The sequence below is a fragment of the Rhodococcus sp. SJ-2 genome, assembly GCF_053750035.1.
In genome coordinates this window covers 5,514,704-5,535,536 of record NZ_CM132340.1, presented here as the reverse complement: position 1 = coordinate 5,535,536, position 20,833 = coordinate 5,514,704, and the positions used below count along the sequence as shown (strand labels likewise).

General features: G+C 64.7%; 22 protein-coding genes and 1 tRNA gene. 13 read left to right on the top strand and 10 right to left on the bottom strand.

Features of this window, described 5'->3' with window-relative positions; all coding sequences use genetic code 11:
• Position 1: 1 nt before the first annotated feature.
• The 3 genes from ACSYG9_RS25855 to ACSYG9_RS25845 all read left to right on the top strand — a co-directional run bounded on the left by ACSYG9_RS25855 (position 2) and on the right by ACSYG9_RS25845 (position 2,754).
• Positions 2-898 carry a helix-turn-helix domain-containing protein gene (locus tag ACSYG9_RS25855; protein WP_440125128.1) on the top strand — a complete coding sequence of 299 codons (897 nt, stop codon included), beginning with the start codon at positions 2-4 and terminating at the stop codon, positions 896-898.
• Between the two features lie 22 nt (positions 899-920).
• Positions 921-1,736 carry an alpha/beta hydrolase fold domain-containing protein gene (locus tag ACSYG9_RS25850; protein ID WP_440125127.1) on the top strand — a complete coding sequence of 272 codons (816 nt, stop codon included), beginning with the start codon at positions 921-923 and terminating at the stop codon, positions 1,734-1,736.
• Positions 1,737-1,818: 82 nt separating this feature from the next.
• Positions 1,819-2,754 carry a cyclase family protein gene (locus tag ACSYG9_RS25845; RefSeq protein WP_440125126.1) on the top strand — a complete coding sequence of 312 codons (936 nt, stop codon included), beginning with the start codon at positions 1,819-1,821 and terminating at the stop codon, positions 2,752-2,754.
• Positions 2,755-2,881: 127 nt separating this feature from the next.
• Here the strand turns inward: ACSYG9_RS25845 and ACSYG9_RS25840 are convergent, their stop codons facing one another.
• Both ACSYG9_RS25840 and ACSYG9_RS25835 read right to left on the bottom strand, forming a co-directional pair.
• Positions 2,882-4,030, bottom strand: a complete 1,149-nt coding sequence (locus ACSYG9_RS25840; protein ID WP_440125125.1) for a thiolase C-terminal domain-containing protein — start codon at positions 4,028-4,030, stop codon at positions 2,882-2,884.
• Positions 4,031-4,064: 34 nt separating this feature from the next.
• Positions 4,065-4,484: an OB-fold domain-containing protein gene (locus ACSYG9_RS25835; RefSeq protein ID WP_440125124.1), complete on the bottom strand. Its 420-nt coding sequence runs from the start codon at positions 4,482-4,484 to the stop codon at positions 4,065-4,067.
• 130 nt (positions 4,485-4,614) lie between these two features.
• Between ACSYG9_RS25835 and ACSYG9_RS25830 the strand changes: the two genes are divergently transcribed.
• The 4 genes from ACSYG9_RS25830 to ACSYG9_RS25815 all read left to right on the top strand — a co-directional run bounded on the left by ACSYG9_RS25830 (position 4,615) and on the right by ACSYG9_RS25815 (position 7,845).
• On the top strand, positions 4,615-5,130 hold the full coding sequence (locus ACSYG9_RS25830) for a DinB family protein (RefSeq protein WP_454840452.1): 516 nt from the start codon (positions 4,615-4,617) through the stop codon (positions 5,128-5,130).
• A gap of 90 nt (positions 5,131-5,220) precedes the next feature.
• Positions 5,221-6,348, top strand: a complete 1,128-nt coding sequence (locus ACSYG9_RS25825; protein ID WP_440125123.1) for an NDMA-dependent alcohol dehydrogenase — start codon at positions 5,221-5,223, stop codon at positions 6,346-6,348.
• Positions 6,349-6,406: 58 nt separating this feature from the next.
• Complete coding sequence (locus ACSYG9_RS25820) at positions 6,407-7,237, top strand: serine hydrolase (RefSeq protein WP_440125122.1); 831 nt, start codon at positions 6,407-6,409, stop codon at positions 7,235-7,237.
• A gap of 101 nt (positions 7,238-7,338) precedes the next feature.
• Entirely contained in the window at positions 7,339-7,845 is a 507-nt protein-coding gene (locus tag ACSYG9_RS25815; RefSeq protein WP_440125121.1) for a DUF3145 domain-containing protein, read from the top strand.
• Positions 7,846-7,921: 76 nt separating this feature from the next.
• Here the strand turns inward: ACSYG9_RS25815 and ACSYG9_RS25810 are convergent, their stop codons facing one another.
• From ACSYG9_RS25810 to aceE, 6 genes are all read right to left on the bottom strand, one after another.
• Positions 7,922-9,355 carry a carboxyl transferase domain-containing protein gene (locus ACSYG9_RS25810; RefSeq protein ID WP_440125120.1) on the bottom strand — a complete coding sequence of 478 codons (1,434 nt, stop codon included), beginning with the start codon at positions 9,353-9,355 and terminating at the stop codon, positions 7,922-7,924.
• A gap of 93 nt (positions 9,356-9,448) precedes the next feature.
• Entirely contained in the window at positions 9,449-10,702 is a 1,254-nt protein-coding gene (locus ACSYG9_RS25805) for a KasA/KasB family beta-ketoacyl-ACP synthase (protein ID WP_440125119.1), read from the bottom strand.
• Positions 10,699-10,977 (bottom strand): meromycolate extension acyl carrier protein AcpM, encoded by a 279-nt coding sequence (gene acpM / locus ACSYG9_RS25800; protein WP_169686267.1) that lies wholly within the window; start codon positions 10,975-10,977, stop codon positions 10,699-10,701. Before acpM ends, ACSYG9_RS25805 begins: the two co-directional genes overlap by 4 nt.
• A gap of 153 nt (positions 10,978-11,130) precedes the next feature.
• Positions 11,131-12,048 carry an acyltransferase domain-containing protein gene (locus ACSYG9_RS25795; RefSeq protein ID WP_169686269.1) on the bottom strand — a complete coding sequence of 306 codons (918 nt, stop codon included), beginning with the start codon at positions 12,046-12,048 and terminating at the stop codon, positions 11,131-11,133.
• Between the two features lie 128 nt (positions 12,049-12,176).
• Entirely contained in the window at positions 12,177-13,460 is a 1,284-nt protein-coding gene (locus ACSYG9_RS25790) for a helix-turn-helix domain-containing protein (RefSeq protein ID WP_440127815.1), read from the bottom strand.
• Between the two features lie 103 nt (positions 13,461-13,563).
• Positions 13,564-16,416, bottom strand: coding sequence for a pyruvate dehydrogenase (acetyl-transferring), homodimeric type (aceE, locus tag ACSYG9_RS25785; RefSeq protein ID WP_454840449.1), 2,853 nt, complete (start codon positions 16,414-16,416; stop codon positions 13,564-13,566).
• Positions 16,417-16,751: 335 nt separating this feature from the next.
• Here aceE and ACSYG9_RS25780 point away from each other — a divergent pair, with 335 nt between their 5' ends.
• The 3 genes from ACSYG9_RS25780 to ACSYG9_RS25770 all read left to right on the top strand — a co-directional run bounded on the left by ACSYG9_RS25780 (position 16,752) and on the right by ACSYG9_RS25770 (position 17,782).
• Positions 16,752-17,174, top strand: coding sequence for a DUF3052 family protein (locus ACSYG9_RS25780; RefSeq protein ID WP_169686273.1), 423 nt, complete (start codon positions 16,752-16,754; stop codon positions 17,172-17,174).
• A 35-nt stretch (positions 17,175-17,209) separates the two neighbouring features.
• Positions 17,210-17,674: a redoxin domain-containing protein gene (locus ACSYG9_RS25775; RefSeq protein ID WP_440127814.1), complete on the top strand. Its 465-nt coding sequence runs from the start codon at positions 17,210-17,212 to the stop codon at positions 17,672-17,674.
• A 33-nt stretch (positions 17,675-17,707) separates the two neighbouring features.
• Positions 17,708-17,782 (top strand) — tRNA-Val (locus ACSYG9_RS25770).
• A 96-nt stretch (positions 17,783-17,878) separates the two neighbouring features.
• On the opposite strand, the gene ACSYG9_RS25765 is transcribed toward ACSYG9_RS25770, so the two are convergent.
• The gene (locus tag ACSYG9_RS25765; protein ID WP_454840447.1) at positions 17,879-18,958 is read right to left on the bottom strand and encodes a tyrosine-type recombinase/integrase; all 1,080 of its coding nucleotides are present in this window, start codon (positions 18,956-18,958) and stop codon (positions 17,879-17,881) included.
• Complete coding sequence (locus tag ACSYG9_RS25760; RefSeq protein WP_454840445.1) at positions 18,942-19,469, bottom strand: helix-turn-helix domain-containing protein; 528 nt, start codon at positions 19,467-19,469, stop codon at positions 18,942-18,944. The genes ACSYG9_RS25765 and ACSYG9_RS25760 overlap by 17 nt, the downstream gene beginning before the upstream one ends.
• Positions 19,470-19,594: 125 nt before the next feature.
• On the opposite strand from ACSYG9_RS25760, the gene ACSYG9_RS25755 reads away from it, so the two are divergent.
• Genes ACSYG9_RS25755 through ACSYG9_RS25745 form a run of 3 tightly spaced genes read left to right on the top strand, consistent with a single transcriptional unit; the run spans position 19,595 to position 20,792 of the window.
• Entirely contained in the window at positions 19,595-19,804 is a 210-nt protein-coding gene (locus ACSYG9_RS25755) for a helix-turn-helix transcriptional regulator (RefSeq protein ID WP_454840443.1), read from the top strand.
• Positions 19,801-20,655: a hypothetical protein gene (locus tag ACSYG9_RS25750; RefSeq protein ID WP_454840442.1), complete on the top strand. Its 855-nt coding sequence runs from the start codon at positions 19,801-19,803 to the stop codon at positions 20,653-20,655. The genes ACSYG9_RS25755 and ACSYG9_RS25750 overlap by 4 nt, the downstream gene beginning before the upstream one ends.
• Positions 20,652-20,792, top strand: coding sequence for a hypothetical protein (locus tag ACSYG9_RS25745; protein WP_454840440.1), 141 nt, complete (start codon positions 20,652-20,654; stop codon positions 20,790-20,792). Before ACSYG9_RS25750 ends, ACSYG9_RS25745 begins: the two co-directional genes overlap by 4 nt.
• The last annotated feature ends 41 nt before the right edge of the window (positions 20,793-20,833 follow it).

The window sequence follows — 20,833 nt, the reverse complement described above, 5'->3', positions numbered from 1 at the left end:
GATGGCTCTCTCGGCGCGGCGCGCACTCCAAGTGCTCGACTTCCTGACCGCGAATCAGCGGGGCACGTTCACGCTGAGCGAGCTCTCCCGGGCGCTGGATGTGAGTCCCGGATCGATGTTTGCTGTGCTCAAGGTGATGAACGATGAGGGATACGTCTCGCGGCATCCGCGTCACAAGACGTACACACTCGGTCCTGCCGCGGCGGCGGTCGGCCATGCGGCAGCCGACGCCCTCCCCGTCATCGACCTCGCGCGTATCGAGATGGTCAACCTGGCCGAAGCCACGGGTCTCGAATGCTCCGGCACGGTCCAAGTGGGCCGCGACGTGCTCTGCATTGCGGTGGAGGGAAAGCCGACAGGTCGATCGGTCGAGCTTGCGCCGGGGCAGCGCATTCCGCTTCAGCCACCGATCGGACAGCCGTTCCTGGCGTGGATGCCGCCTTCGGAGGGGCGTGAATGGATCGCCGAACTACCCGAGGAACTACAGGAACGCGTCGCCGAATATCTCCGAGCGTACGGTTCGGTGGTGCGGCAGCGGGGTTATTCGATCGGACTCGACGACCTGCGCCCTGGTCGGCCCTCGGTGTCGCAGAAGCTCGCGGAGCGTCCGAACGATCGCGATCTGCGAGAATCCCTGCTGGAGCAGTTCTTCGAGCAACTACCCGACTATGCGGTGCTGGAATTCGAGCCGGACGCCGTGTACAACATAGGAAACATTGCGGTCCCCGTGTTCGATCCCGATGGGCGCGTTGCGTTCTGCCTCACGCTTCTTCACCTCGGTGAGATGGACGGCAGGTCGATTCCCGCTGCCGCGCAACCGGTGATTGCGTCGGCTCAGCTTCTGACTCGTCAGATCGGCGGCCGTGCGCCGAATCATGATTGGGGCGAGCCGCTCTGACGATGTGACAATGAGGATGGTTATGACCGACACAGAACCCGCTTCGACGAGTGGGCGCATGGGCGTCGAGATCGAGGCGCTCGATTCCGCGCCGGTGCCGATGCTGCGGGTGCGGCCCGCAGGCGCTCGACCGGATGCGGCGCTGCTGCATTTCCACGGCGGCGGCTACCGGAAGGGCTCGCCGCAGATCTTTGCCGACAGTATCGCCCGGATTGCGGCGAGGTGCGAGACCCAGGTGTTCGCGGTCGGCTACCGGCTCTCCGGCGAGTGCGCGTTCCCGGCAGCCCTGGACGACGCGGTCACGGCGTACCGGTGGGTGGCTGGATCGGTACCGGGCGATCGCCTCGCGTTGTGGGGCGATTCTGCGGGAGGTGGACTCGCGGCGGCACTGACACTGCGACTTCGGCAGCTCGAGATCCCACTACCTGCCTGCGCGTTCCTCTTCTCGCCGTGGGCTGATCTGCGCAACACCGCGAATAGCTTCCTGGAGAACGAGCACACTGATGAGCGGTTCTCACTGGAGCAGGCAACGGAGGCGGCGGCAGCGTACCTGGGTGGTCATCCTGCGGTGGATCCGATGGTCTCGCCGGTGCTCGGTGACTGGCAAGGTCAGCCGCGACTCATCGTGCAGTGCAGTGATTCCGAGGTTCTGAGGGATGACGCATTGTTGCTGGCGCGCACGGCGGAGGACGCCGGAGTCGATGTACGCGTCAAGGTGCACGAGGGTGTTCCGCACATCTGGAATCTGTCCTACCCCGCGACGACTGCTTCGGAGACTGCGATTTCGTACATGGCGGAACAGCTGGACGAGTTGTTCGGATCGAATATTCGACGCTGAAGGGTTGCCCATGGCCACCGAGAGAATTATGTTCTCGTTGTGCCGGATCTGAATTCTGGTAGGCGACGACGGGGAGGCCGGATTGGCGACGATCGACATGGACGGGGTCCGCGAGCTCGGGCGCGAGCTGAGCAACTGGGGTCGTTGGGGTACCGAGGACCAGCGCGGCACACTCAACCTGCTCACGCCGGCGAAGGTCCGGGAGGCCGCCGCGACGGTCCGGCGCGGGGCGTCGTTCTCGTTGTCGATGCCCGCCGACGAGCACGGTCCCCACGACATCCGGACCAGTGGGCGCTTCAATCCGATCCACACCATGACCCGATATCGCGGTGACATGCCGAAAGGTCAAGTCCTCGAGGTGTGTTCGTCCGAGGACATGCTGATTCTCGGAACCCATTCGACGACGCATTTCGATGCTCTGGCGCATGTCTGGTACGACGACCTGCTCTACAACGGCTTCCATCACGACACCGTCACTGCATGGGGTGCAGAGCGTCTCTCCATTCAGAATCTGGTGGCAGGGGTCGTGTCCCGCGGGATCCTCGCCGACGTACCGCGCCACCTCGGTGTCGATTATCTAGAGCCGGGAACCCGGGTCACGCCGGAGATCCTCGACGCCGTACTGGGCGACGCACGAATCACCGTGTCCGAGGGCGACATCCTGTTGTTGCGTACCGGCACGTATCCGCAGCATCGGCGCGGAGCCGACGTCGGACTGAGCGGATCGCCGGGCCTCACGTGGGAATGCGCCCGGTGGGCTCGTGACCGTGGCATTGCGGCCGTGTGTGCGGACAACCTCGCAGTGGAGGCGCTCGGCGTGAATTCGGGTGGGCCGATGATTCCGTTCCACATGGTCGCGCTCCGCGACATGGGCCTGCTCTTGGGTGAGATGTTCGACTTCGAAGCCCTTGCCGAGGACTGTGCCGCCGACGGCGTGTACGAGTGCATGTTCGTTGCCTGCCCGCTCAACATCCCGGGCGGTGTGGGCTCCCCGCTCAACCCGATCGCAGTCAAGTAGCAGCGCGCTACTCATGGCCGGGCCCGCCGTGAGGTGCCCGATCGGCCGACTCCGAAGCGAGCTGGGCGGGAGGGCCGCCCACGGAACACTCGTGGGCGGCCCTCCCGCTACCGGTCGGTGCTGGTGTTCAGAGCGACAGGATCGACGCAGCCGCGGTACCGGGCGCGCCGTAGACCTGCGCGAGTCCGACTCGCGGGTTACCGGGAACCTGACGTTCGCCTGCGGTGCCGCGGAGTTGGTGGACGAGCTCATGTACCTGGCGGATGCCCGAGGCGCCGATGGGCTCGCCGTTGGCGATGAGACCGCCATCGGTGTTCACAGGTAGCGATCCACCGATCTCGGTGGCGCCCTCGGCGATGAGCTTCTCCTGGTCGCCATCGGCGCACAGGCCCGTCTCGGCCATGTGGATGACCTCGGCACCCGCGTCGGTGTCCTGCAGTTGTGCGACGTCGACGTCCTCGGGACCGATTCCCGCGGCCTCGTACGCGGCCTTCGCTGCGTACACGGTGGGGGAGACATCCTCTTCGGTGGCGGCCCACGTCGCGTGTACTTCGTAGGCACCGTATGTACGGGTGCGGATCGCCGTCGACCGCAGGTATACGGGCTTGTTCGACGAGAACTTCGCCGCGAGATCCCCGCGGCACATGATGACCGCGGCAGCGCCCTCGTCGGGGGCGCAGAACATCTTGGCGGTCAGCGGGTAGTTGAGCATCGGCGACGAGAGGATCTCGTCCAGGCTGAACTCGGTGCGACGGAACGCCTTCGGATTCTTGCCACCGTTGCGGTAGTTCTTCGCGGCTACACGGGCCAAGGTCTCGTGCGAGATGTCGTGGTCGATGACGTACCGGTTGGCCTTCATGCCGAAGAACTTGGTGGTGACGAACTGTCCGTTCTCGGCATACCAGGCCGGAAGACCCAGCATCGCGGGGTCGGCGGTGAAAGCGCCGCGAGGGTGCTTGTCCGTGCCGACGGCGATACCGATGTCGTACTTGCCGGAGCGGATGCCGTCGGCGGTCTGCTCGATCGCGCTGGCCGATGTGGCGCATGCGTTGAACACGTTGGTGAAGGGGATTCCGGTCAGGCCGACCAGTCGGGTGACGGCATCGGTGTTGTCCACTTCGTAGCTGCCGCCGATACCGAACTGGATGTCTTTCCACGCCACGCCCGAGTCTTCGAGCGCGAGTTGGATTGCGTCAGCGGCCATCTCGATGGCCGACTTGGCGCCGAATCTGCCGAACGGGTGAAGGCCCACACCGATGATGGCAACGTCGTTCATAGTTCTTTGGACTCCTCGATCGGGTGTAGGTAGATCAGATCGGCGCGAACGCCCAGGTGACGATGTCGGTTCCCTCGGCGTCCGTGTAGAAGGGCACGAAGGTGAGTTCGAGTTCCATGCCGGGCTTCAGTTTCGATGGATCGTTCTCGGTGAGACGTGCCTCGACGCGGACCACGTCGCCGAGCTCGATGAGGCCGAACGCGAACGGTTCGAAATTCTCAGCGGTCTCACTGCCGGCATAGGGCTGTTTGGGGACGAATCCCTGAGTTGTCCACGCCACGAGAGTTCCGCGGCGGGGGAGCAGCAGCTCGGAGATGTTGGCGCCGCTGCAGCGGGCGCACCGGGGCTGTGCCGGCCACATCGTCGCCGCGCAGTCGTCGCAGCGGCTGCCGATCAGCTGCGGGTCCTCTGCCGGCCATGTGGATACGTCGGGCGCGAGCGCCTTCGTCGTCATATGTCGTCCTCCGTTGTCCGATGCCGTCGCGTCGCTTCTTGCCGCATACCGGCATGGTGTTCACGTTAGACGGAAATGCCATTCTCTACAATGAGAGTGTGCTGTTCGTGTCGGCTACTGAGGTCGGAGCATGGTGATCCGGCCGGACGGCGAGGACTGGACCTGGGTGGTCGAGCGCGCGTGCGCCGACTGTGGGTTCGACCCGGGAGCGATGGTCTACGACCGCATCCTCGACCTCGTGCGCAGCAACTCGGAGCGGTGGCTTGCGGTCTTGTCGCGCGACGATGCCGCACTGCGGCCGAACGACGACTCCTGGTCGGCGCTCGAGTATGCAGCGCACCTGCGCGATGTTGCCCGGGTGTTTCAAGGCCGACTCGAATCGATGCTCGCCCAGGACGATCCGCCATTCGAGGACTGGGATCAGGATGCCGCCGCGGTCGACGACGTGTACGGAGATCAGGACCCCGCGACCGTCGCTCGCGAGTTGACGGAATCGAACGGCAGAGCTGCCGAGGCCTTCGCGGGAGTGCCGGTGGCACTACGTTCGCGGAGCGGGCGACGAGGTGACGGAGCCACGTTCACCGTCGGCACACTTGCGCTGTATTTCGCTCACGAGCACGTCCATCATCTGTGGGATGTGCGGTAACGAAGAATTCCGGTAGAACCTGTTCCAATTCTGGCATTTTGTGGTTAGTGTCACGTGCACAAGCTGCAATGTGATGGAGGGCGTAGCCAGATGAAGACCAAGGGTGCACTGCTGTGGGGACTCAACGAGCCGTGGTCGGTCGAGGAGATCGAGCTCGGTGATCCGGTTGCGGGGGAAGTGCAGATCCGCATGGAAGCTGCAGGCATGTGCCACTCGGATCACCACATCGTCACCGGCGCGACACCGATGCCGTCCTACCCGGTGATGGGTGGCCATGAGGGGTCGGGTGTCATCACCAAGGTCGGTGACGGCGTCGTCGGGCTCGCGGTGGGAGACCATGTCGTCCTGTCCTTCATCCCGGCGTGCGGACAGTGTCCGTCGTGTGCGGTCGGGCAATCGAACCTCTGCGATCTGGGAGCGGGACTCCTCAGTGGCCAGGCGATCTCCGACGGCAGCTACCGCATGCAGGCGCGCGGCGAGAACGTCATCCCGATGTGCCTCCTCGGCACATTCTCGCCGTACATGACGGTCAATCAGACCCAGGTCGTGAAGATCGGCGAGGACATCCCCTTCGAACTTGCCGCACTCGTGGGTTGCGGCGTTCCCACCGGCTGGGGCTCGGCGACGCACATCGCCGACGTGAAGGCGGGGGACTCCGTCGCAGTGATCGGCATCGGTGGTGTGGGTATGAGCGCCCTGCAGGGGGCGGTGGCCTCCGGTGCGCGCCACGTGTTCGCGATCGATCCGGTGCCGTGGAAGCGCGAACAGGCCCTGAAGTTCGGCGCCACTCACGCATACGCTTCCATCGAAGAAGCGATCGTGCCGATCATGGAGATCACGTGGGGCAGGATGTGCCACAAGACCATCATCACCGTCGGTGAAATGACCGGCGATCTCGTCGATCCCTCGCTGACCCTTACAGCGAAAGGCGGCAAGTGTGTCGTCACCGCGATGGGCTACATGGCAGACATGGACGTCAAGTTGAACTCGTTCTTGTTCTCGATGCTGCAGAAGGACCTCAAGGGCAACATTTTCGGCGGCTGCAACGCGCGGGTCGACATCCCGAATCTTTTGGATCTGTACCGCTCCGGTCAGCTCAACCTGGCCGACATGGTCACGCGTACGTACAACCTCGAGCAGATCAACGAAGGCTACAAGGACATGCTCGACGGAAAGAACATCCGCGGCGTCATCCGGTACACCGAAGCCGATTGGTGACCAGGCGAGTGTGCGGGTGATCTCCTGGTCTGACCGGGTGCCCCCGTAGGCTGTTCTGGTGCACAGCCTCTCTCTGATCTCCGGTTGGCCCGTCGATCACGCCGCCGGCGCGGTTCTCACTCGCGACGGCGGCGTTGTCGGCTCCGTGGGTGATGCAGCCGAGGTCTATCCCCTCGCGTCCGTGACCAAACCGCTGGTTGCCTACGCGCTTCTCGTCGCCGTCGAAGAGGGGGCAGTCGACCTCGACCAGCCTGCGGGCCCGCCGGGTTCCACGGTGCGGCACCTGCTCTCGCATGCCTCCGGGCTCGCATTCGGTGACCGGACCGTCCAGGCCGAGCCGGAACGCAAACGCATCTACTCGAGTGCCGGATTCGAGGTCCTTGCGGATCTCGTCGAGAGTGAGACCGAAATCCGGTTCGCCGACTATCTTCACCAGGCCGTGTTCGAGCCACTCGGCATGCGGTCGTCGACGTTGTCGGGGTCGGCGGGGCACGGTGCCAGTTCGTCGGTGGATGACCTGGTTCGATTCGCCGCGGAGCTGTTGAATCCGGTTCTCGTGTCCCCCTGGACCCTCGGCGAGGCGACTCGGGTGCAATTTCCTGGACTGAACGGACTCGTGCCGGGATACGGAATGTTCAAGCCGAACGATTGGGGTCTCGGTTTCGAATTGCGAGGGGAGAAGACTCCGCATTGGACCGGCACAGCGAATTCGCCGCGCACTTTCGGTCATTTCGGTCAGTCGGGAACCTTTCTCTGGGTCGACCCCGAAATCGACACAGCGTGCATAATACTCACAAACCGGGCATTCGGTGAGTGGGCGAAGCCGCTGTGGGCCGAGTTCAACGACGCCGTTCTGGGCGAGATCACAAAAACCTCTGCCGTTCGCTAGCGAAACAGGCGCAACACCGGCACACTGTCGATAGCCGCATTGCGTCGCCTTCAAGAAGAGGTCGTTGGGGAAGACGTCCTCGTCTGATCGGAGGTGAATGTATGCGCGCATCGAACCAGTTCGCGGATGCGACGACCGGGGTGGTCTACGTCCATTCGTCGCCGGCTGCGGTGTGTCCACACATCGAATGGGCATTGGCGTCCACGTTGGACAGCCGCCCCGATTTGACGTGGACAGGCCAGCCCGCGGGGGAAGGACTGCTGCGCACATCAGTGGATTGGACCGGGCCGGTCGGCACCGCAGCCAGGTTGGTCGAAGCATTGAGGGTATGGCCCATGCTCAGGTTCGAGATCACCGAGAACCCGAGCGAGGGAGTCGACGGTGAGCGGTACAGCCACGTACCGCATCTCGGACTGTGGCGCGGCAATACCAGTGCGAACGGCGATGTCGTGATCGGGGAGATGCGCCTGCGGGCGATGCTGGCCTCCTCGGATGTCGAGGGTGAGATCCACCGCTGCCTGGGCACCGCATGGGACGATGAACTCGAGCCCTACCGAAGCGGCGACGACGGCGCCGAAGTCACGTGGCTTCGCCGCGACGTCGGCTGATCGAGATCCACCGACGACACGCGTAGGGGTCAGGGCCTGTCATCTACGGATGACAGGCCCTGACCCCTACGCGGAACTACAGCGGAATGTTCTTGTGCCTGCCACGGCGCGCCGGTGCTGCGGCGAGCGCTGCTGCAAGTGTGCTGCGGGTCTTCGACGGTTCGATCATCTCGTCGACCACACCGATCGACATCGCTCGGCCGACCCCACCTGCCAGCGCCTCGTGCTCGGCTGCGAGACGGTCGTGCAATGCCTCACGCTCGTCGTCGGGCGCGGCGGCGAGCGCCTTCTTGTGCAGAATTCCTACCGCGGCCTTCGCTCCCATGACGGCGACCTCCGACTCCGGCCATGCGAACACCGCGGTGGCGCCGAGTGCGCGCGAATTCATGGCGATGTAGGCACCGCCGTAGATTTTGCGGGTCACGAGCGTCACGCGCGGCACGGTGGCTTCAGCGAAGGCATGCAGAAGCTTGGCTCCGCGCCGCACGACGCCCTCCCACTCCTGGCTCACGCCGGGCAGATAGCCGGGAACATCGACCACGACGACGAGGGGCACGCCGAAGGCATTGCACATGCGTACGAAACGGGCAGATTTCTCGGCACTCTCGGAGTTGAGGCAGCCGCCGAGGCGCAGGGGATTGTTGGCGATGACTCCGACGGTACGACCGCCGAGGCGCCCGAACCCCGTGACGATGCTGCGAGCCCAATTGCCCTGAAGTTCTTCGAAGCTCGATTCCCCATCGACGTTGTCGAGCAGTTCGTGGACGATCGGCCGCACGTCGTATGCGCGACGCGCGGACTCGGGCATCAACGCGCGGAGATCGGTGTCGCCACGTTCGGCGGTTGCAACATCGAATTGACCTTGCTCTGCGAGCATCGACACGAGGCGGCGGGCGCGATGAAGCGCGTCTTCCTGGTCGTGGGCTGCGATGTGTGCGACACCGGATTTCTTGGTGTGAGTGTCGGGTCCGCCGAGTGCCTCCATGTCGACCTGCTCCCCGGTGACGCTCCGCACCACGTCCGGTCCGGTGACGAAGACGCGGCCCTCCGGGGCCATGATGACGATGTCGGTGAGGGCCGGACCGTAGGCAGCGCCGCCTGCGGCGAAACCGAGGACGACAGAAATCTGGGGGATGTGGCCCGAGGCGCGGACCATTGCTTCGAAGACGAGGCCGACTGCATGGAGGGCCTCGACGCCCTCGGCGAGACGAGCACCGCCAGAATGGAACAGTCCGACGACGGGATGTTCGTTGTCGATCGCAGTGTCGATCGCGTGGACGATGTGCCGGCATCCTTCGACACCCATCGCGCCGCCCATCACGGTCGCGTCCGAACAGTAGGCGACGGTGCGCACACCGTCGATACGACCGATCGCAGCGAGGACGCCGGAGTTGTCGCGCGGGTGGAGCAGTTCCACCGATCCCGGATCGAACAGCTTCTCGAGGCGGGCCAGCGGATCGCGGGGGTCCACTGCGCTGTCGCGCTGGGTGACTGGATCCAGAATTGTCATCGGGTGCTCCTCGGGCGAAACGCGGTGGGGGTGGGTGCGGTGGAGGCTCCTAAACGGGACCTCCACCGCATGCGCGGCGTTGTGCCGGTCGGATCAGGCCCGACCGAACGCGATAGCGACGTTGTGCCCACCGAAACCGAACGAGTTGTTCAGCGCGAAATCGATCTGCCCGTAGCGCGGTTCACCGTGCACTACATCCAGGTCGATATCTGGATCCTGGTTTTCGAGATTGAGCGTGGGAGGAATGACTCCGTCACGCAGAGCCAGGACCGTGAGTACTGCCTCGAGTGCACCGACAGCGCCGATCGAGTGACCGAGCGCGGACTTCGGTGCGTAGATTGCGGCATGATTTCCCACCGCAGCGCCGATGGCCTTGGCCTCGGCGATGTCTCCGATCGGGGTGGACGTCGCATGAGCATTGACGTGCCCGATGTCGGACTTGGACAACCCGGCGGTCTCGATTGCACGGGTCATCGCACGAGCTGCGCCCGTACCTTCCGGATCGGGTGCCACGATGTGGAACCCGTCCGAGGTGATTCCGGAGCCGAGGACGCGAGCGTGAACGGTCGCGCCACGTGCCTTGGCGTGCTCCTCCGACTCGAGGACCATCAGTGCGCCGGCTTCGCCGAACACGAATCCGTCGCGGTCCTTGTCGAAGGGGCGCGAGGCGCCCTGGGGGTCGTCGTTGCGGGTGCTCAGCGCGCGCATCATGGCGAAACTGGCGGTGGCAACCGCATCGAGTCGTCCCTCGACACCGCCGGTGACGACGACATCGGCGTCGCCCATGGCGATCATCCGGTGGGCGTTCGCGATGGCCTCGGATCCCGAGGAGCATGCCGAGACGGGAGTCAGGACTCCCGCACGCGCACCGAGCTCGAGACCCACGGTGGCCGAAGGACCATTGGGCATGACCATCTGCACCACGAACGGGGACACCTTGCGGTATCCGCCGTCGCGGAGCTTGTCGACGGCGTCGATGAGAGCGTCGCCGCCACCGAGGCCGGTGCCGATGACGACACCGAGACGGTCCTGATCGACCTCCGGGCTACCGGCGTTCGACCACACTGTGCGTGACAGAGTCAGCGCGAGCCGTTCGACGAAACTCATCCGCCGGATCTCGACCCGCGACAATGAATCGTCGGGGTCGACCTTCAGCGTGCCGCCGATGCGGACGGGAAGGTCGAAGTCGTCGACGAACCCGCTGAGCGTGCCGATCCCGCTCTCGCCGGCGAGGAGGCCCTTCCATGTGGCATCCACATCACCTGCGATCGACGTCGTGGTCGCGAGAGCCGTGACGACGACGTTTCGTAGCGTCCGAGGAGAAGGGGAGGTCACGGCTGTGCTCATTCGCCGTCGTTGGTGGCCTGAACGCCCTCGGCCTCGAGCTTCTGGATGTACGAGACAGCGTCACCGACGGTGCGCAGGCTTGCGAGGTCCTCGTCGGGGATCTTCACGCCGTACTTGTCTTCGGTCTGGACGGCGATCTCGACCATGGAGAGCGAATCGATGTCGAGATCGTCGACGAAGGACTTCTCGATGGTCACCTCGGAGGGCTCAATACCGGTGACCTCTTCGATGATCTCCGCGAGACCGGTGATGATTTCTTCCTGGGTGGCGGCCACTTCGTGGCTCCCTTCTTGGGTTTGTCGACTGTGTCGTGTGAAACCGGGGGAACGGCGTCCGCCCCGGTGCCCGGGTTGTTCCGGGAGTCTTCGAGTGCTGGTACTGCGGTATTGCGCGCGCTGCGTTGTTGCGTGCACAGCGCGCGCAGCAACCTAACCGAGAACCAGCGTTTCGGCCAATGTGTCGATGTCGGCCGGTGTCTTCAGTGCGGTGTTGGGGGTGCCACGCATCTCGCGTTTTGCGATTCCCACCAGCGTTCCGGCCGGCGGCAATTCCACCACCGCGGAGACCTGAGCGGACTTCAAGTACGCGGTGCACAGGTCCCAGCGGACAGGCCGGGTGACCTGCGCTGCAATTCGCTCGAGGGCATCGGATCCTGAGGTAGCGAGTGCTCCGTCGAAGTTCGACAACAGCGGACGTACCGGATCGCTCGGTGTGATCTTCGCTGCTGCCGCGGTGACGGCGTCCTGCGCGGGAGCCATGAAACGGGTGTGGAAGGCACCGGCCACGGGGAGTGACCGAATACGTGCCTTCGCGGGCGGGTTCGCTGCGAGTTCCTCGAGCGCGTCGAGGCGTCCTGCAGCGACGATCTGTCCTGCCGCATTCATGTTGGCGGGTGTCAGGTCGAGTTCTTCGAGCCGGGCGAGCACTTCGTCCTCGGCGCCGCCGAGGACAGCAGACATCCCCGTCGGCTCGAGAGCGCACGCCTTGGCCATTTCCGCGCCGCGGATCGCGGCGAGGGAGACGGCTTCGTCGGCTGTGATGACGCCGGCGACCGCGGCTGCTGCGAGCTCACCGACCGAGTGGCCGGCAGAGATGGTGTCCGCAGCGATCGCGCCGCGTGCCTCCAAGGCCTCGAACGCGAGCAGCGCTGTCGCGACGACCAGCGGCTGGGTGACGGCGGTGTCGGTGATCTCCTCAGCGGTAGCGGTGGTGCCGAGACGCTCGAGGTCGAGCCCCGACGCCTTGGACCAGAGCTCGATTCGATCGCGAGCACCGGCCTGCTCCAACCACGGAGCAAGCATTCCTGGTGTCTGAGACCCCTGACCGGGGGAAAGCAGCGAAATCACGATGATCAGAGAACACCCTGAAGGTGCTCCTCCGAGATGTCGGTGGGAATGAAAGGTGGAAGCAGGATTTGTAGGGTTCCTACAAATTCCCACGTCGGCGTTCTCCATCGGTAGCTCGCCCGTAACCGTTACGTGTCCTGTTCGCGAATTGTGAATCGAGTGACTGGTGGTGTGGGGGATCGGAGTTCGTTATGACTTTGTGCCAGACGACCTACGGTTGCGGCGATTCGGAGCACGTATGCATCACGCGGATTTGTCGGGTCCCGACCCGTTACTTCGGTGATTCGCCTCAACCTGTACCGGACGGTATTTGGATGAACAAACAGCTTTCGCGAGCAGGACTCGACAGCACCACCACTGTCGAGGTATGCGTCCAAGGTGTCGGAAAGGGCCGAACCGGCGGCCGCGAGCGGGGCCACGACTTCGTCCTCGAGCGCCGTGATTGCTCCTGGATCGCCCAAGAGCGCGCGTTCGGGTAGCAACTCGGTTGCGTGCACCGGACGTGGAGCACCCGGCCAGCCGACGACTGCCTCCATCCCCGCCATCGCCTCGACCGCCGACGCGTGCGCCGACGCGAGCGACGGAGTCGTCGGGCCGATGACGACGGGATCACTCGAGAAGCTGTACATGAGCTCGTCCCGGAATGCGACGGCCTCGGGGCTGCCGAGTAGCTCCCCGCTGACGACCATCACCAGATGTTCGCCCTGCACGACCGCCAATGCCGCGCGGTCGTGTGCGCGCGCGATCGTGTGCACCGTGGTTACAGCGGACACCCCCTCTTCGGGCGGGGGCGAACCGATGAGCACGGTCGCGGGCGCGGTTGCGTCCCAGTTGAGCGTCGCGGCACGGGACTGCATGTCGGACCCCGTGTCGCCACGTACGACCGCGTCCACCACGAGCGCCTCTAGGCGTGTGTCCCAGGCTCCCCGCGACTCTGCAGCGCTCGCGTATACCGACGCGGCCGCGAAGCCGAGTTCACGGCCGTATCGGAGGATCGCCTCGGTCAACGCGATCAGCTGTTCTTCGTTCCGGGCCAAGGCAGGCAGCCACTGCTCGAAGAACTCCATCGCAGCGCGAACCATGTCGACGGTCTGACGGAAGGTGAGTCTGCGCGCGAGATCCTGCGGAATTGCCTGGAATGCGTCGAGGCTGAACGAGATGTCGCTCTCGGGGTCGCGCACCCATTCGAGGAAATCCACGACCGACGTCTGGATGATCAGCTGAACGTTCGAACGCTGCGACGCATCGAGGTCCGCGAAGAACGGCAACTGCTCCTGCATGACGTGCACGGCCTCGGTGGACATACGCCCCGAGAACTGCTTGACGCGCCGCAACAGAGCATCGGGCAGCGGTGCGCGCTCGGGGCGCTCCGGCGGCATCGGGCGTCCCGCGGGGACACCCGATGCGCGCATCGTTCGGCGCGGTTCCCGCTCGTCGACCATGCGAAGAACCTACCCGGACAGGGCCCGGGCAGGTTCACCGATGCTCGAGTCGCGGGAAACGAGTGGACGGACGTCAGGCGACACCCGGATCCGAGGTCGGCGCGGCAGCGGCAGCGACATCGTCGATCCGGTACTTCGCCGCTGCCTCGACTGCGCGAGCGGCGTCGATCGCACCTTCGCGGCCGAGCGCAGCGAGCACGGCCACGACCGTCGACTCCGCGTCGATGTTGAACACGCGGCGCGCTGCGGGCCGGGTATCGGAGAATCCGAACCCGTCGGCCCCGAGCACCGTGTAGTCGCCCGGCACCCACTGGCGGATCTGATCGGGCACCGCGCGCATCCAGTCGGACACCGCCACGAACGGTCCGGCAGCGTCGTCGAGCACCCGCTGGATGTACGGCGCGACGGGATCCTGGCCTGGGTTGAGCAGGGCCTGACGGTCGCACTCGATGCCCTCACGGCGGAGCTCACCCCAGGAGGTGACCGACCACACGTCGGCCGAGACGCCCCACTCGTCGGCAAGCATCTGCTGGGCGCGCAACGCCTCGGGCATGATCACGCCGGAGGCGAGGATCTGCGCCTTCGGGCCCGAGCCCGCACCCTGCTGGTACAGATAGATACCCTTGAGCAAGCCCTCGACGTCGAGGCTCTCCGGCTCTGCCGGCTGCGTGTACGGCTCGTTGTAGATGGTGATGTAGTAGAAGATGTTCTCGCCGCCGAAGCCTTCAACACCCTCGGTGCCGCCATACATGCGGCGAAGTCCGTCGCGCACGATGTGGGCTATCTCGTACGAGAACGCCGGGTCGTACGTGACAGCCGCCGGGTTGGTGGAGGCGAGCAGCAGTGAGTGCCCGTCCGCGTGCTGCAGGCCTTCACCGGTCAAGGTGGTGCGTCCGGCGGTGGCGCCGAGCACGAAACCGCGCGCCATCTGGTCTGCGGCGGCCCACAGGCCGTCGCCGGTGCGCTGGAAGCCGAACATCGAGTAGAAGATGTACACCGGGATCATCGGCTCGCCGTGGGTCGCGTAGGACGTGCCGACCGCGGTGAACGACGCCGTCGAACCGGCCTCGTTGATGCCCTCGTGCAGGATCTGACCGACCTCGCTCTCCTTGTAGGCGAGCATGAGTTCTGCGTCCACCGAGGTGTACAGCTGACCGTTGCGGTTGTAGATCTTCAGCGACGGGAACCACGAATCCATGCCGAAGGTACGGGCCTCGTCCGGGATGATCGGCACGATGCGCTTGCCGATCTCCTTGTCGCGGAGCAGCTCCTTGAGCACACGCACGACCGCCATGGTGGTGGCGACCTCTTGCTTACCCGAGCCCTTCCGGACCACGTCGTACGTCTTCTCTTCGGGCAGCTTCAGCGGCGCTGCCTTCGTGCGGCGCTCGGGAAGGAAGCCGCCGAGATTCCGGCGACGCTCGAGCATGTACTGGATCTCGGGCGCGTCGAAACCGGGGTGGTAGTACGGCGGCGCCTTCGGATCCTTCTCGAGCTCTGCGTCGGAGATCGGAATCCGTTGGACGTCGCGGAAGTACTTGAGGTCTTCGAGAGTGAGCTTCTTCATCTGGTGGGTCGCATTACGACCCTCGAAGTGCTTACCGAGCGTGTACCCCTTGATCGTGTGGGCAAGGATGACCGTCGGCTGGCCCTTGTGCTCCATCGCGGCCTTGTACGCAGCGTGGATCTTGCGGTAATCGTGCCCGCCGCGCTTGAGGTTCCAGATCTGCTGGTCGGTGAGATGCTTGACCAGTTCCTTGGTGCGCGGGTCGCGCCCGAAGAAGTGCTCGCGGACGAACGCGCCGTCGTTGGCCTTGTAGGTCTGGTAGTCGCCATCCGGGGTGACGTTCATCAGATTGACGAGCGCGCCGTCCTTGTCGGCGTGCAGCAACGCGTCCCACTCGCGCCCCCACACCACCTTGATGACATTCCAGCCGGCGCCGCGGAAGAACGATTCCAGTTCCTGGATGATCTTGCCGTTGCCGCGGACCGGACCGTCGAGACGCTGCAGGTTGCAGTTGATGACGAAGGTCAGGTTGTCCAGGCCCTCGGTGGCGGCGACGTGTGCGAGGCCGCGAGATTCGGGTTCGTCCATCTCGCCGTCGCCGAGGAACGCCCACACGTGTTGCTGCGAGGTGTCCTTGATGCCGCGATCTTCCAGGTAATGGTTGAAACGTGCCTGGTAGATGGCGTTCATCGGGCCGAGGCCCATCGACACCGTCGGGAACTCCCAGAAGTCGGGGAGAAGTCGCGGGTGCGGATACGACGGCAGGGCTCCGCCCTTTGCCAGGTGGCTGTGTTCCTGACGGAATCCGTCCATCTGCTCCGCGGGTATGCGGCCCTCGAGGAAGGCGCGAGCGTAGATGCCGGGAGAGGCGTGGCCCTGGATGAAGATCTGGTCGCCACCACCGGGGTGATCCTTGCCGCGGAAGAAGTGGTTGAAGCCGACCTCGTACAGGGCGGCGGACGAGGCGTAGGTGGAGATATGGCCACCGACCCCGATTCCGGGCCGCTGCGCGCGGGTCACCATGATCGCGGCGTTCCAGCGGATGTAGGCGCGGAATCGGCGCTCGACCTCTTCGTCACCGGGGAACCACGGTTCGCTCTCGGTGGGAATGGTGTTGACGTAGTCGGTCGAGGTCAAGGCAGGAATCGACACGTGGCGCTCACCGGCGCGCTCGAGCATACGCAACATCAGGTAGCGAGCTCGGGAAGGTCCGGCCGCTTCGAGCATGCCGTCGAACGACTCGAGCCACTCGGCGGTTTCCGCCGGATCGATATCCGGCAGGTAGGAAGCCACGCCCTCGCGGATGACCCGAACCCGGTTGCCTGTGGTGGGGGCGGGGGTGTCGGTCGAGGGGCCCGTACCCGAAACGCCCGGTGTGGCGTTCGCACGGGAATCGGGTCCGTGGATCAGGTCTGTCAACGTCAGCTCCTCATCGTGGTGGGGCGCGCAGGTGTAGCGCCCACTCCGTAGGCCGGCCCTTGTGGGGGCCGACTCATCGACATCTGAACATGATGCACCCCTCATCTTCCCCCATCGTGCCGGGTCGGGCACGATGCGGCCCGGCAAATCGGGCCAGGGTTGCGGCTGGATGCATCTCTTCGGAAGAGTGCGCGTAGCGTCGTTCTCGAAGATTCTCTTGGAAATCGCAGCGTTTCGGGTTGCGTTCAGGCGCCCGACCATGTTCGCTTTGATCAATCGCACGTCACACCGGTCCGCGGAAACCTCCGCGACCACAACCTTGAGGAGGAACCACCGTGGTCGCCGCGGCGGATGCCAAGAACTACGTTTCGAAGCTCGGTATCAAGCACGACCACGTGGTGCAAGAACTTGGCTGGGACGAGGATACCGACGACGAGTTGCGTGCAGCGATCGAGGAGGTCACCGGCACGGAGCTACTCGACGAGGACTCCGACGAGGTCGTCGATACCGTGCTGTTGTGGTGGCGGGAAAGCGACGGTGATCTCGTGGACGCCCTCATGGATGTCGTGAGCCCCCTCGCCGAGGACGGTGTCGTGTGGGTGCTGACCCCGAAGACGGGTCGCCCCGATCATGTCGAGCCCAGTGAGATTGCCGAGTCGGCGACTACGGCCGGCCTGACTCAGACCTCGGCGACCAATCTCGGCGATTGGATCGGTAGCCGGCTGGTGCAGCCGAAGACCGGCCGTCCGCGTCGCTGAGCCGCCACTTCCTCCGAATGAAGGACACCACCTCCATGGCGATCGCCGTGGGCGCCGAGGCGCCCGATTTCACGCTCAAGGACCAGAACAACCAGGAAGTGACGCTGTCGAGCTTCCGGGGCGTCAAGAATGTACTGCTGGTGTTCTACCCGCTCGCGTTCACCGGCGTCTGCCAGGGCGAACTGTGCGCGGTGCGCGACGACCTGCCGACGTTCGAGAACGACGACACCGCGATCCTTGCTGTGTCGGTGGGTGCGTCCCCGACCCACAAGATCTGGTCGGCGGAGCAGGGTTACACCTTCCCGTTGCTGTCGGATTTCTGGCCGCACGGTGAGGTGGCCCAGGCGTACGGCGTGTTCAACGACAAGCTCGGCTTCGCGAACCGTGGAACGTTCGTGATCGACAAGGCCGGGATCGTGCGATTCGCGGAGGAGAACGGCCCCGGAGAGCCCCGTGACCAGCAGGCTTGGGTCCGGGCGCTCGCCGCGCTAAAGTCCTGATGTGAAATCGGCAGCCTCCGGTTGCCGATTTTCGGGCGTGTAGCTCAGTGGTAGAGCTCTGGTTTTACACACCAGCGGTCGGGGGTTCGAAACCCTCCGCGCCCACCAGTATCAGTGCAGGTGAAGGGCACTTTCCGGGAAACCGGGAGGTGCCCTTTCCTTGTTTCTGGACACACTTTGGACACACGACCGCCTCGAGTGGTGTCACGAACTGTGTGGTCGAGCGAGCCTGTCCAGCTGATCGGCGACCATCCCGAGGTCGTCGTCGAACAGGTGCCCGTACCGGTCGAGCGTCAGTGCTGCGCTCGCGTGCCCCAGCATCCTCTGCAGCGTCTTGATGTTCGCCCCCGCAGTGATCGCCAGCGATGCCGCAGTGTGGCGCAGCTCGTGGAGCGTGAGCCCTTCGAGGACACCGGACTCCTTCACCGCGGCGTCCCACCATCGGCGACGTACGTTTCCGGCGCGCATGTATCCGCCGCGACTGTCCGGGAACAGCAGATCGGCCGGCGACTTGTCTTCGATGTGCTCGGTGAGCATGCCGATCAGGAACCGGGGCACCGGCACATCGCGACCCTTGTTCGCCTTGGTGCTCGACACGACGATCTTCGAGTTCACCACCGTGGCCGATCGGTGGATGCGCAACCGCGCGCGATCGAAGTTCACGTCGGAGGTCGTGAGCGCCGCGGCCTCACCGAACCGGACGCCGGTGTAGGCGAGCGTGTACACCAGCACGCCGTTGTCGCCCGCAGCCTTGGCGAGTAGATCGACCTGCTCGAAGTTCAGGTACCGCCGATCCTTGTGCTCGAGCTTGGGGAGGTCGAGTCCGTCGCAAGGGTTCGATACGAGCCGAGAGTCCTCGACGGCCTGGTCGAGGATCTGGGACATGACGAGCACGTTGGTGCGTGTCGTCGATGCTGATCTCGTGGACGCCATGTCCGCGACCCAACTCCGCAGACGCTCACGGGTGACGTCGACGATCGGTGTCTTCTCGAAGCGGGGGAGTACGTGCACATCGAGGGCTGACCGATAGCGAGCTGCGGTCGACGCTGACAGGTTGACCTTGCTCGCCATCCACTTTTCGGCGACGCCACCCAAGAGGATTCGGCCGGCCGATGGCGCGACGTACGAGCCGGTCATCTTCTCGACTTCGACGGTCGCGGCGAAGTCCTGCGCCTGCCTCTTGGATGTGAAGCCACGCTTGCGGGTGGTGGTCCGCTCCGGGGTGCGGTAGCGGACTTCCCAGCGTTTCCCGCCCGCGGTGTCGTAGCTACTGACCGTCGCCACTGTCGCCTACAGCTTCGGTGATCGCCTGAGTGCGACGTTCGCGAACACGCTTCTCGGCGACCCATCCGACTGCTACGGGGTTCTGGTTGATCTCACCGGCTTCCTGCCGACGCTCTGCAACCTCGTACTCGACCGGGTTGGAGTACTTCGCAAACCTCATCCGCGCCGCTGGATCCGAGGTGCCGAGAGGTGTCGTCCCCTGGGCCCACTGCCAGACGCGGCCGCGCGGGTAGCGAGGGCCGCCGCTGACGACTGCTGTATCGGAATTCGGCAGAAGGATTGCCAGCGGGCTGACCTGCAGGACGATCGCTAATGCGACAAGGTCGTCGACGTCGATCCGCCGCTCGCCCTCTTCGATCCGCCGCAATCCGAGTGGTGGGATCGGCCGGCCGATTTCTTCGAGTGTTCGACTCATCTCCGCATATGAGAGGCGCATCTCTTCGCGTAGTCGTTTCACGTTGTCGGACGAGGCCTCACCGATGGGGCCGAGCTCGCTCTTCTTCCCTGCCATGTCGTCAATTGTGGCAGATCAAAGATGAAGGTCAACCTCCATCCTTGCGCCCCGGAACGCCAAGTGATAAAACATGAAGTGCAACCGATCAAACATGAAGACCAAACGATCAAGGAAGGTGCATCGTGGAATACGACAGCATCCTCGCGACACCGCAGCAGGTCGCGGCCGTACTGCACACCACAGAACCCGCGCTCGCGCAGAAGCGCTACCTCGGCACCGGACCGAAGTTCGCCAAGCTCGGCCGTCGCGTCTTCTACAAGTGGTCCGACGTCTACGCCTGGATCGACGCGAACACCATGCAGCGCACCGACGACACCCCGGGCGCAGCGTGACCGCCGCGTTCTGGATCGACGAGGACGGCACCGAGTACCAGATCAGCTCGTCGCGCCCCGGCGCTCCCGGCTGGTCGGTCGTGCACTTCGTCGACGAGGACATGACGCTCTCGATGGTCCAGAACCGTCATGTGCTCGTCCGTGAACAAAGAGATGCCCCCGGAGCGGCTGCCACCGCTACCGAGGGCGAGGAATCCATCACTCAGCAGGAGAACGAATCCATGTCCAGTATCGCAGACCCCGTCAGCCACATCGTCCTTCTCATCGTGGCAGGCCTACAGAAGGCCATCGCGCACGCCACCACATTCCGCGGTGCGATCGACCTGATCGAAGCCGACGCCGCCCAACGGTTCGGTTGGGACGAGATCGAACATACGGTCACCACCGGCGACTACGTCCGCATGACCACCACGGTCGGACTCGAAGTCGAGTACCGCATCCTCCCGCACGACCAGCCGGTACCCGAGCACGAACCCACCGTCGACCAGGTCGAAGCCGCCACCGACGCCCTTGGTGCACTGACCGAGGAGGAGCAGCTCGACGGCAACCTCGTGGTACTCGCCCAGGTCAAACGTGGCCCGTTCACCGCTGAAATCACCAAATACGCGCGCCGCGCAGAGAACGGCGCCATCGTCTTCGACGAACTCGAGCTCACGATCGACTCCCGCGATCAGGCGGGCGGTCAGATGTTCTCGGACCTCACGATTCTCGACGGCCAGTTCGACGACTTCGTCTACGTCGTCAATGCGATCGCTGTGGAGTACCGCGCCATCGTCGGCCAGGAGGCGAAGCCGTTGCGTCGCGACGAGGACACCATCCGCACCGCCGCAGAGGTTCGGGAGGGTCTGTGAGCCTCCTCGAAATCCTGCTGATCTCGATCGTCGCAGCACAGAACATCGGCCTGCTTCTCGCGCACGCACACGACCGGCAGATCTGCCGAGACAGGTTCGGTGAGGACGCCACGCGAGCAATGCGGAGGCCGACGTGACCTGACCGAACCAGCTCCACCCGCGCTCAACCAAGGAACCC

Excerpts from the sequence above, each read along its gene's own strand:
- ACSYG9_RS25790 (WP_440127815.1), bottom strand. The coding sequence starts at position 13,460 with ATGCGCGCATCGGGTGTCCCCGCGGGACGCCCGATGCCGCCGGAGCGC.
- ACSYG9_RS25850 (WP_440125127.1), top strand. The coding sequence starts at position 921 with ATGACCGACACAGAACCCGCTTCGACGAGTGGGCGCATGGGCGTCGAG.
- ACSYG9_RS25815 (WP_440125121.1), top strand. The coding sequence starts at position 7,339 with ATGCGCGCATCGAACCAGTTCGCGGATGCGACGACCGGGGTGGTCTAC.
- ACSYG9_RS25805 (WP_440125119.1), bottom strand. The coding sequence starts at position 10,702 with ATGAGCACAGCCGTGACCTCCCCTTCTCCTCGGACGCTACGAAACGTC.
- ACSYG9_RS25775 (WP_440127814.1), top strand. The coding sequence starts at position 17,210 with ATGGCGATCGCCGTGGGCGCCGAGGCGCCCGATTTCACGCTCAAGGAC.
- ACSYG9_RS25840 (WP_440125125.1), bottom strand. The coding sequence starts at position 4,030 with ATGAACGACGTTGCCATCATCGGTGTGGGCCTTCACCCGTTCGGCAGA.
- ACSYG9_RS25760 (WP_454840445.1), bottom strand. The coding sequence starts at position 19,469 with ATGGCAGGGAAGAAGAGCGAGCTCGGCCCCATCGGTGAGGCCTCGTCC.
- ACSYG9_RS25830 (WP_454840452.1), top strand. The coding sequence starts at position 4,615 with ATGGTGATCCGGCCGGACGGCGAGGACTGGACCTGGGTGGTCGAGCGC.
- ACSYG9_RS25825 (WP_440125123.1), top strand. The coding sequence starts at position 5,221 with ATGAAGACCAAGGGTGCACTGCTGTGGGGACTCAACGAGCCGTGGTCG.
- ACSYG9_RS25855 (WP_440125128.1), top strand. The coding sequence starts at position 2 with ATGGCTCTCTCGGCGCGGCGCGCACTCCAAGTGCTCGACTTCCTGACC.
- ACSYG9_RS25835 (WP_440125124.1), bottom strand. The coding sequence starts at position 4,484 with ATGACGACGAAGGCGCTCGCGCCCGACGTATCCACATGGCCGGCAGAG.
- ACSYG9_RS25810 (WP_440125120.1), bottom strand. The coding sequence starts at position 9,355 with ATGACAATTCTGGATCCAGTCACCCAGCGCGACAGCGCAGTGGACCCC.